1 protein-coding gene is annotated in these 734 nt (G+C 44.7%); it reads left to right on the forward strand.

The window, feature by feature from the left end; all coding sequences use genetic code 11:
• A partial coding sequence (locus tag AC1DWB_RS36630; RefSeq protein WP_477545950.1) for a CAP domain-containing protein occupies positions 1-438 on the forward strand: 438 nt, incomplete at its 5' end.
• Positions 439-734 lie beyond the last annotated feature (296 nt).

Genomic DNA, 734 nt, shown 5'->3' on the forward strand with positions numbered 1-734 from the left:
CCTGTTCAGCAGCCCACACAACAACCTGTTAAACAGCCTACACAACAGCCAGGACAACAACCAGCAGCATCATCCCAGTTTGAACAGCAGATTTTGCAACGTGTCAATCAAGAACGTGCCAAGTCAGGCTTGAGTGCTCTTACACTGGACAACAATTTGTCCAAAGTAGCCATGGCTAAGGCACAAGATATGTACAATCTGAACTACTTCGATCACAATTCTCCAACGTATGGTTCTCCATTCGACATGATGAAGAAATTCGGAATCTCCTTTAGAACAGCAGGAGAGAACATCGCTAAAGGCCAGACTAGTGCTGACCAAGTCATGAATGACTGGATGAACAGCCCAGGTCATCGAGCTAACATTATGAACACCAGCTACACACAAATCGGGATCGCGCAATATCAAGGCGAATGGGTTCAAGAATTTATTGGCTAGTTAGAGTAATTAATGTCATACGGAAAGTCCACTGCGTCTATTGATACTGCAGTGGACTTTTTCACGTTTCCTTCAAATCCGTCCTAATCGAAGATGCTAATGTCCAGATCGACCATGATTTGGTGGAAAAGCACGACTATAATAAAGCTTGTAGTAAGCGATTACAAGGAAATGAAAGATCTGAGAGGATGGGGAAATGGGAATGGCAGTGAAAATCGGTATTGTCGGAATGAACGGCATCGGGAACAATCACGCGCTTTGCCATCAAGCGGACGATCTTGCAGATTTGGTAGCGG

This window comes from Paenibacillus sp. P4_E11, from assembly GCF_056401635.1.